This window comes from Streptomyces sp. NPDC051664, from assembly GCF_044453545.1.
GTDB lineage: Bacteria > Actinomycetota > Actinomycetes > Streptomycetales > Streptomycetaceae > Streptomyces.
The window spans coordinates 1-9,700 of record NZ_JBITCU010000072.1; the positions used below are offsets into that span (position 1 = coordinate 1).

Annotated in this window: 5 protein-coding genes and 4 pseudogenes; 5 read left to right on the top strand and 4 right to left on the bottom strand. The window is 64.1% G+C overall.

The window, feature by feature from the left end:
- Window positions 1-89: 89 nt before the first annotated feature.
- A pseudogene (locus ACIA8E_RS40980) lies at window positions 90-1,100 on the bottom strand (IS110 family transposase); the annotation flags it as partial.
- A gap of 352 nt (window positions 1,101-1,452) precedes the next feature.
- On the opposite strand from ACIA8E_RS40980, the gene ACIA8E_RS40985 reads away from it, so the two are divergent.
- From ACIA8E_RS40985 to ACIA8E_RS40995, 3 genes and pseudogenes are all read left to right on the top strand, one after another.
- Window positions 1,453-2,115, top strand: coding sequence for a reverse transcriptase/maturase family protein (locus tag ACIA8E_RS40985; RefSeq protein WP_399307089.1), 663 nt, complete (start codon window positions 1,453-1,455; stop codon window positions 2,113-2,115).
- Window positions 2,082-2,582 (top strand): group II intron maturase-specific domain-containing protein, encoded by a 501-nt coding sequence (locus tag ACIA8E_RS40990; protein WP_399307091.1) that lies wholly within the window; start codon window positions 2,082-2,084, stop codon window positions 2,580-2,582. The genes ACIA8E_RS40985 and ACIA8E_RS40990 overlap by 34 nt, the downstream gene beginning before the upstream one ends.
- 130 nt (window positions 2,583-2,712) lie before the next feature.
- A pseudogene (locus ACIA8E_RS40995) lies at window positions 2,713-3,201 on the top strand (ISAzo13 family transposase); the annotation flags it as partial.
- Between the two features lie 397 nt (window positions 3,202-3,598).
- Here ACIA8E_RS40995 and ACIA8E_RS41000 read toward each other — a convergent pair.
- The gene (locus tag ACIA8E_RS41000) at window positions 3,599-4,744 is read right to left on the bottom strand and encodes an MFS transporter (protein WP_399307094.1); all 1,146 of its coding nucleotides are present in this window, start codon (window positions 4,742-4,744) and stop codon (window positions 3,599-3,601) included.
- Between the two features lie 283 nt (window positions 4,745-5,027).
- Here ACIA8E_RS41000 and ACIA8E_RS41005 point away from each other — a divergent pair, with 283 nt between their 5' ends.
- Both ACIA8E_RS41005 and ACIA8E_RS41010 read left to right on the top strand, forming a co-directional pair.
- Window positions 5,028-5,558 carry a TetR/AcrR family transcriptional regulator C-terminal ligand-binding domain-containing protein gene (locus ACIA8E_RS41005; protein WP_399307096.1) on the top strand — a complete coding sequence of 177 codons (531 nt, stop codon included), beginning with the start codon at window positions 5,028-5,030 and terminating at the stop codon, window positions 5,556-5,558.
- Between the two features lie 118 nt (window positions 5,559-5,676).
- Window positions 5,677-7,101: pseudogene (locus ACIA8E_RS41010) on the top strand (ISL3 family transposase); the annotation flags it as partial.
- 40 nt (window positions 7,102-7,141) lie between these two features.
- Here the strand turns inward: ACIA8E_RS41010 and ACIA8E_RS41015 are convergent.
- Window positions 7,142-7,626, bottom strand: a pseudogene (locus tag ACIA8E_RS41015) (transposase); the annotation flags it as partial.
- A 435-nt stretch (window positions 7,627-8,061) separates the two neighbouring features.
- Window positions 8,062-9,700, bottom strand: a 1,639-nt coding sequence (locus ACIA8E_RS41020) for a hypothetical protein (RefSeq protein ID WP_399307098.1), incomplete at its 5' end; no start/stop codon positions are given.

A 9,700-nucleotide genomic window follows, 5' to 3' on the forward strand; every position in this document is an offset into this window, starting at 1 on the left:
CAGGACTTCACCCGGAATCGTCACAACAACCCAACTACCACATGAAACAGCGACGTTGCCTCGAATCCGGCAGTAGATAAATTACGGCTCCTGAGCTGCTTGTTTCCTCTTCGGGAAGGTTGTTCGCCGCGGATCGACGACCCCGAACTACGGGTCGTCGGGGCGAGGCCGGCGTAAGCGGCGAGGTGGGCGGCGGACGGGAACGAACTGCCGTCGCCGACGTCGATGAGGATCCTGGCTCCAGTCCTGACGCCGATCCCGGGCATGGACGTCAGGACCTTGGAAAGAGGGTGGGACTCCAGCAGTTCCTCGATCCGGGCGGCCAGGAGCTTTCGCTGGTCAAGCACTGCGGTCAGCGAGCCGGCGAGGCTCGGGACAATCAACGTGGCCGCGTCCGTGCCCGCGACGACGACGGACTGCTCGTCCAGGGCGGCGAAGATCTCCTCGACCAGTCGCTCGGCCATTCTCGGGGCCTTCGGACGTATCAAGGTCACGAGCCGTCGTCTGCCGGCCTTGCGGATCTGGGCCGGGGATCCGAACCGTTCCAGCAGCATCAGGACGGCCGGGTGCTGGATCCGCGGACCGAGAACCCGCTCCAGATGCGGGTGGATCTGCGTCATCAGCCCCCGCAGACGATTGGAGACTCTCGTTGCCTCGCCGGCCAGGTCGTCGTCGAACCCCACGACCATCTCCAGCTCGGCGATGGTCTCGTCCTCGAGATCGACCGAGCGAAGTGTGTGAGGCATGACGCGGGCCGCGTCCGCGATGACGAACGCGTCGCGGGCGTCGGTCTTTGCCTCGCCCGGATAAAGGTCCGCGATCCGCCGCATCGTCAGGCCAGGCAGATAGGCGACCGCGCAGTCCATGTCCCGGGCCACCGCCAGCGGCAGAGCACCGATCGAGGCCGGCTGATCGACCACCACCAGCACGGTCCCGTGCTTGGCCTGCAGCTTCCCGAACACCTCGCGGAGCTTCGGCTCGCTGTTGGGCAGCCGCTTGTCGAAGGCTTTCTTCCCGGCCGGCGTGACGGCGGTGGCGTGGTGTTCGCCCTTGCCCACGTCCAGACCGAGAAAGGCACCGATGTCGCTGACGTCGATCACGCGCTTCCTCCGGTCGTCCTCACCCGGCCGTCCCACGGCACCGATCGCCACATCCACATTACGAAGAGCCTCCCGACCTGCGAAAAGGCCGGTGGTCATGCCCCTAATCAGCGGTCTGTCGATGCCTCCGGAGCCGGTGACACCACCCCCCAAGACATGCGATCGACAGGGGGAGAAAGTCATGCCAACTCCGGAGGCCGGGCGCCCCATTGCGGGGCCACCAAAACGGTAATGGGGGGACGGCCGCACCGCGGCGTCCATCGCGGAGCGGACGGGCGTTGAGGAGTTCCTCGACGCACTACGAGGCTCGATCAAGGACCGTAGTTTCCGTCCGCTGCCGGTGCGGGAGCGGATGATCCCCAAGACGGGCGGCAAGTTGCGCCGCCTGGGGATCGCGACGATCACCGACCGGGTGGTGCAGGCGTCCTTGAAGCTGGTGCTGGAGCCGATTTTCGAGGCGGAATTTCTCCCGTGCTCCTACGGGTTCCGTCCGAACCGCCGGGCTCACGACGCGGTGGCCGAGGTCCGCCACTTCACGTCCCACGGGTATGAGTGGATCGTGGAGGGCGACATCAAAGCCTGCTTCGACGAGATTTCGCATCCGGCCTTGCTGGACCGAGTGCGGCTTCGGATCGGGGACAAACGCGTTCTTGACCTGGTGAAGGCGTTCCTCAAGGCGGGCATCCTCGGTGAGGATCGCGTGCTGCGAGAAACCAGCGCCGGAACCCCACAGGGTTCGATCTTGTCGCCGTTGCTCAGCAACGTGGCCCTCTCCGTCCTGGACGAGTACGTCGCCCATGGTCCGGGAGGACCCGGAAGCAGCAAGCTCGGCCGGGAACAGCGCCGCCGTCAAGGTCTTCCCAACTACCGTTTGTCGCGGTACGCGGACGACTGGTGTCTGATCGTCTACGGCACCGAAGGCGACGCCGAAGACCTGCGCGATGAGATCGCTGGGGTCTTGTCCACGATGGGCCTGCGACGATGGGCCTGCGCCTGTCCCCGGAGAAGACCCTGATCACCCGCATCGATGAGGGACTGGACTTCCTCGGGTGGCACATCCAGCGCCACCGAAAACGAGGAACCAGTCGGTACTACGTCTACACCTACCCCTCACGCAAAGCCCTCGCGGCTGTGATGGCCAAGGTCAAGACGGTGTGCCGGAAGATGGCCACGAACCAGCCGCTCGACACCCTGCTCATCCAGCTCAACCGGATGCTGCCGGGCTGGTGCGCCTACTTCCGACCCGGCGTGTCCAGCGCGACATTCCAATACCTGAGCTCGTACACATGGAGCCAGGTCATGAAATGGCTGCGCCGCAAACACCGCCGGATCACCTGGAAGGACCTCCGCCGCCGCTACTGCGGGGGTGGTTGGTGGCCGGTTGGGGAGGAACGGACGCTGTTCGATCCCGGAAAGGTGCGCACCACGCGCTACCGCTACCGGGGCGCGGCCATCCCCTCCCCCTGGCCGACCACGGCATGAGGACGATCATCGACAGCAAGGCGGGACTTGTGGAGCGCCCGGTGCCATGAAAGTGGCACGCCGGGTGCGGGAAGCGGCCCGAAGAAACGGCTCGATCGAAAGACGAGACCGCGCTTCGGGCCGACTTCACCACCCCCACCCTGCCGGCCCGGCAGGCCCCACCGGACCAGCACCCGGGCCGACGGCGGTCTTCGACCGCGGTGCTCTGTCACATCCCGCGCTGACCGGCATGACCTGCACCGCACTGACCGAGCTGACCGAGACCCTGACCGCCGACTGGCAGACGCTGCAGAAACAGGACCTCGCCACCCGACGCGACGGCGGCGAGCGACGCCGGGCCCCGGGCGGCGGCCGCAAAGCCAAACTCGACGTGGCGGACCGGGTCCTGGTCACCGTGCTGCAACAAAACCTCGCCCTGCCGCCTACCGTGCTGGCCCACCTCTTCGCCGTCAGCAAGGACACCATCCGCCACACCACCAGCGAGATCCGGCGGCTGATGGACCAGCACGCACACACACCCCGGCCCCCAGCAGCACACCTCAACACCCTGGCGGGACTCCTCGTTCACGCCGCCGCACACGGCGCGACCCTCACGGCAGAGACCAAACCAGCGAGTTGATTCTTTACGGGCCCTAAGTCACTCGGGTACGGCTTTCGCTCCATGCCCCGCATCTCCGCATGGACATGCCCAGCAGGCGGCCCGCGCGACGATCAGTACCACGATCGAGCGATCACGAACCGAGGAAGATCGGACTTAACGACCTCTCAGATGGCTCCACCGCTACAACACCCGACGCCGACACTCCCGCCTCGCACAGCAATCACCGATCGCCCTCGAGAACGCCTTCCACCTCACACCAACTACGCTGGCACCAGCCGCATAACCCGTGTTCAGGATTCGGGGTCAAGGCCCGGTCCACCACCACCAGTACCGCTCCGCATTGGTGGAATTGGCAGTAACCCGAGCCATCGCGGCGCAGTTCAGCCTCTTGCGGTCGCGTGATCAGCCCTGTTCTTCAGGAGGCCTCTGAGGACGCAGGTGTGTGAAGCAGCCGCTGCGTGAACAGTGCCGCCAGAGACATCGCGATGACCACGAGGCAGTACACGTCGGTGGTCGGGTGCAAGCCCACGGAGGTCGCTGCGAACCCCGCCGCAACGGCCGGGATGCTGAAGGCAAGGTAGGCGAGCACGTAGGCAGTGGCGAACAACCTGCCACGCTCCGTGGGTGTGGCGAGGCGTGCCAAGGTACCAAAGCATGCCAGCGCGGCCGCCCCGAACCCGACACCGGCGATGGCCGTCCCGGCGGCAGCAAGTGCCACGTGGCTGGTCTCGACGCCGACAAGTGAGACGACTGTGCCGACGAACAACAGGGAGGAGCCGATGGCCAGGACGCGATTGCCCTGTGTCGCGCGTAGCAGGAAAGCGGTGACGGCCCCAGTGCCGCACAGCAGTGTGACGACAAGGCCGCCAATAAAGTGGTTGGTAAGGCCGAAGAGCGACGCCGCGACTGAGGGGCCGAGGGAGAGGTACAGGCCGCCCAGGGCCCAGCTGGCGATGAGAATCGGGAGCAGGGCAAGCAAATCCCGACGCAGCCGGGGTGGCACTCCCAGCTTGGGCACGAGGGAGGCCACTGCCCCTGGGCGGGGAGCCGAGGTCTCAGGGGCGGCGAAAACGGCAAGAGCGGCCAGGGTCATAGCCCCGAGCAGCAGAGCGTAGATCAGGTGCGTAGGTGCGGGAGCGAATTGCACCAGGGCTCCGGTGCCCAGCGCGCCGAGTGCGAGACCGCTGATGGGGGCCACGCTATTGACGACGCCAGCACGGCCAGGGGCATGCGGCGGATTGAAATCGACCAGAGTGGCGCCGGCGGTGGCCATGGCCGCGCCGGTGGCAAGGCCTTGCACGGTACGGGCGACCATGAGCGCGACAACGTTGTCGGCGATAAGGAACAACACCAGGGAGAGTGACTCGACACCGATGGCTGCGAGTAGCACCGGACGACGTCCCACATGGTCGGACAGTCCGCCCAGGATGAGCAGGGACGCCAGCAGCCCGAAGACGTAGACCGCGAACACGATGGTCAGGGTCGTTGGGGAGAACGCCCAGTTGTGCTGATAGACGACGTACAGGGGGGAGGGTGCGCTCGATGCGGTTGTGAAGAGCACGAGAACCGCGGTGGTCGCCGTGAAGGCTGCGCCGCGCGGTAGGCACGAAGCAGCGACGGAGCGGTCAACTTTTGGCGCCGGGGCAAGGCGTGTCTCAGTCATCAGACCTGTTCGTTCGAGGAAAAAATACGACAGGGACCCTTCGATGTTAACGCAAAGATCAGTGCGATAGTGAAATGGGAATCGGTGCCATAGTAGGGAGGTGCCGAACTCTGTGCCGAACTCTGCTGACAAGTCCGCCCCATCCCGGCCGGGCGGCCGTTCCGCCAGGGTGCGAGCGGCTGTGCACCATGCCGCGAAAGAGCTTCTGAGCGAAGGCGACTACGCGTTTGAGACGCTCACGATTCCTGTCGTCGCCGCACGAGCCGACGTGCACCCCACCACGGTTTACCGCCGCTGGCGCACGATCCCGGAGCTGCTTGCAGACGTGGCGACCAGCAGTTTTAGCGGAGAGGTGGTCGTCCCGGACACAGGCAGCCTGCCGAGCGATCTTGAACGCTGGGTAGATGACATCATGACCGACCTGCAGGACCCCGATGTGCAAGCACTCATTCGGGCCGCTGTCGGCGCTGGCCCGGAAGCCGGAAGTGCCTGCATCACCGATCGACGCGCCCAGCTTGCCGCCATGTTGGAGCGTGAACGGTCTCGGGGCGGCGCGACCCCCGACCTTGAACAGGCGGCCGACCTACTCTTGGGACCCCTTTATTATCGCGCCATTTTCACGGGGCGACCTGTGGAAACTGGGTGCGAGAGCATGTTGGTCGCCTTGCTGCTATCCCTCCCGCCGCAGCGTGCTGGTAGAGTACTCGGTTGACTGCCCAAAGGTGGGGGTCTGTCATTCGTTCGGGCTCTGTCGCCCTTTCGGTGGTGACGGACGGAGCGTGGTTTGTGTCGTTGACATGACATGCTGGATGTCAACGAGCTTGTAGACGGTGTTGTTTTCTGGGCTATTGCCGCTGGTCATCGAGGATGTAGTCGATGAGGATAGGCGCGGATCACGGTGTTGGCGCGGACACCGCACGGGACGGCTGCCTGCCCAGGCTGCGGAGCAGGGGCGGCGCGTGTGCATGGCTATCACGAGCGGACGGTGGCCGACGTGCCGGTGAACGGTCGGTGTGTGGTGTGCCGCACGCGCGGCTGCCGTCCCGTCACACCTTCCGCGAGCAGATACCCGGGCTGCTCGAGCGTTACCAGCGTCGCACCGCCCGCCTGACCAGCAAGGTCAAGTCTGTGGTGAAGGAGTTACAGTAGCGGGGCGGGCCGGGTGCCGCCTGTTACCGTCTCTGGCCGTTCATCTATCGCGCCACACCGCTCTGCGTGCCCTGCTGCGGATCCCTTTGCCCAGGCCGCGGGCGCCCCGGGTGCTGGGTGTCGATGACTTCGCTTTGCGTCACCGCTATGCCACCGTGTTGATCGACGCCGAAACCCACGAGCGGATTGACGTGCTGCCCGGACCGCAGGGCCGAGACGCTCCAGGCGTGGCTGCGCGATCATCCCGGCGTCGAGATTGGGTGCCGCGACGGCTCCGTGTCTTACACCGATGCGATCCGCCGGGCTCGGCTCTGCCTGATGCCACGCAGGTCAGTGACAAGTGCACCTGTGGCACGGCCCCGCGCGGGCGGTCGAGAAGGCGGTCGTGGCCCACAGCGGTTGCTGGGCGCAGGCCGGGCCAAAGCGGCGGGAGCTGACACGCGAGCGCACCACCCTGGAACGCTGGCACGCCGTCCACGACCTGCTCGGCAAGGGAAGTGGGACTGCTGGACTGCGCCCGCTGGCTGAACCTGGCGCTGAACACCGTCAAACGGTACGCACGCGCATCCGAGCCCGACCGATTGCGCCGCCCGACCCAGTACCGCGCCTGCCGGGTCGACACCTACCGAGACCACCTGCGCCGGCGCCGGACGGAGGAACCCGGCGTGCCAGTCAAGCGCCTGCTCGAGGAGATCCGCGACCTTGGATACACGGGCAGTTTCAACCTGCTCTACAAGTACATCAACCAAGGTCGCCTGGAAGGCGACCGGATCACACCCTCACCGCGCCACGTCACCGCCTGGATCGCGACCCGCCCCGAGAACCTGCCCGATAAGGCCCGTGCTCACCTCGGCGAACTCCTCCTCGCCTGCCCCGAGACGACCACACTGGCCGAGCTCGTGCGCGACTTCGCCCACCTCTTGGCCGAGCGCCGCGGCACGGACCTCGACCCTTGGATCAAGCAGGTACGCGAGGCCGGTCTGCCCGAGCTGGACGCCTTCCTCAACGGTCTCGACCAGGACCATGACGCCGTTTTCGCCGGGCTCACCATCCCCTACAGCAACGACTCCACCGAGGGCATCAACACCAAGACCAAGATGATGTCGAGTAGCCGGGGGCATCTCAGCCCCCGGCTCGTAACAATCTCTCGTGCTCGATGCGCCAGCGCAGCTCCGCCAGCCGCACCAGTGTGGCCAGCGGCATCCCGGAAGGCAGGCTCGAGAGCCAGAACTGCACCGGCTCGCTCTCGCCGGCGGACCATTCGGCCAGCAGCCAGCGCTCGGGCAGTTGTGGACCGTCGCCGGCTGTGCGGACACCGCGTCCGGCGGGTCGGACGCGCAAGGCGACGAAGCGTGAGTGCATGCGCTTGAAGCCGCTTCGTCCCTGGCCCGGACGGGAGCTTCCTGCCAGGACACCGGCCTCGCAGCAGCCCGCCCGGCCGCGATGACCAGGTCTTTCATGGTCTGTGCAGGCTCGGGATACTGCATCTTCGGTGGCCGGCCGGTGCCCGCATAGGCGGGCTGGACGGGCCGGGCCCCGGCCCGATGGGCGGTGTGGCGGGAAGAAATGCCCACCGCATAAGGCTGGTTGCGTTCCTCCAAGCCCAGGCGGAAGGCGGCGGCATCACCGTACCGGCCTTGACCGGCGAGGTCGTTTCTTGGCAACCGCCGCGGCTCAGGCTCCGGCTGTTCTCCGCCGCCGTTCAACTCGTGGCCAGCGGACGACGCCGCACCCTCCGTCCGCCCGGCACCGACCCTGAACAGGCACGATCAGCGAAGCCCTCCAACAGTTCGCGGCCCTGCCAAAACCCGGCTGCCCAGCCGCATTCCGCCCCCACCAGCAGCACCACCCACCGGAGCCGTGAAGCCCGGCGCTCACCCGACGCGACAGCCGAGCCATCGCCACGCCCGAACACACACGCCGAAAGCGAATCAACCGCCAGCTCACACCAACAACTGATCACGAAAAATCGAGGTTAACGGCTTCACCCAATCAATCTCCATGCCGACCAGGACGCATACTTCTTTTGCACGCCATAATACTCGATTACCGATTCCAGAAAGGAGTCAGCGCCTGGGCGTCAAGGATTGCAACGCGGTCTCCATGGAAGTTACGACGGAGCCGAACTGACGCCTATCATTGGGTGACATATCTGAACGATCACGTAGAGTTCGCAAGTCCGCGAGGAGGCTTTCGAACTCCGCCCTGACTTGCGGATACAAATCATGTCCTCGGGCGATAGCGCCTCCGACTGAGGTGATCACGGAGAATCGAAAGTTCCGGAGAAATCCATCTTCTGGCGAGCCGAAATGCAAAATCTCTTGAATCGCCTCTATCGCCAAGGAAAACTTTTGCACTTTCTCATTATGCAGAATTCCCTGAGCGATACTCGGGGATATCCTCGGTCCCTTATCGATAAAATTCGCCAGATTTACCGCTGCGGCGTATTCTGAAAACTGCGCCTTGAACTCATGTGGATGAATTCGGCTGCCACTGGAAGCTCCCGATGAGTAGCGGACCTCAAGCAGTGCTAGGGGGGTGGACCGATCCACCCGGTCCATGTCGACGTAATCTCTTTTCATTCCATGTCTTTCGGGACTGACCGTGCCACCGTCCTGCCTACTACCTGTCATGACGTACCTCAAATAGTCGCGAATGTTAAGCGTGGCATCATTCGAGCCTGCAAGCGGAATACCTAGAACGTCCGAATTTGAATTAAATTTGCTTTGCTGATAGCCCTGAAATCTAATGAAATCGATAAATTGTGCGGCGAACGTTTCCGAAATGTATGCGAATCTTCTCTCGAAGAATGCCCGAACCTGTGGATTGACCTCTCGCAGAAGTTGGTGAAAGTAGTTTCTGTTTGCCACCGGAAGCCAGTTCTTAGTCAACATTTTTCTAGCTTCCCCAGTGCGAGGATTAAGCGCTCCGAGATAAGTCATAGGAAAAGCTGCTGCGTGATTGGCGAATAGCCACGCGTATCCGGCGACTTGGCTGACCCCTTCAAGGTCCTGAAGGAATGGCACGTCTCCGGGGTTGACCGTGGTTCTCAGGATTTCTGCGGCATAATGGGCGGCTACCTTCTGGCCGAATGACCGGCTCCAGATAAAAAGCGGGACAGCGGCTTGTTTTGCGAGTCGGCCCTGTGTCGTGTCGAGGAATTCCATTAGCCCGCTGACCGGTACGCCGAAAGTGTACTGGCTGTATGCGGGATGGTCCGGTCCCGTTGGCGCGGGAAATATCGTTGCGCTCAGGCCGAGTTCGGTGAATTTCCATCCGTGCCTTGCGAGAACTTGTGCGAAGGGGAGGCGACGGCTGTTTTGATCCGTAGCATTGAATGCCTGGCGGGTTGTTTCGAGAAGCCGCATTGCGTCAGAGATCGTTACAGCGTCCGACCGGTCCGTCTCTTCGGGAAGTATCCTGATCAGTGGAAGAACGATCTCGGGAATAGCCACTGATACGCGTTCCGGTTGTATTCGAGGTTGCGCCTCCGTTGCTTTCTGTGCAGAAGGATACAGTGTGGTGCCGGCCTGCCAGAAAGTTGATGTATCCACGACGATTTTAGTCCCGGACGGATGCGTGGCGAGCAGTTCTCCCGGGTAAACGGGTTCGGGGAATTCGAGGGGGTGTGCGTCTTCGATTTCTCCGCTGCCGAAGCCGTACTGGTGGGTGGTGGGTGGGTCGGTGAGGGCGTGGGCGGTGGAG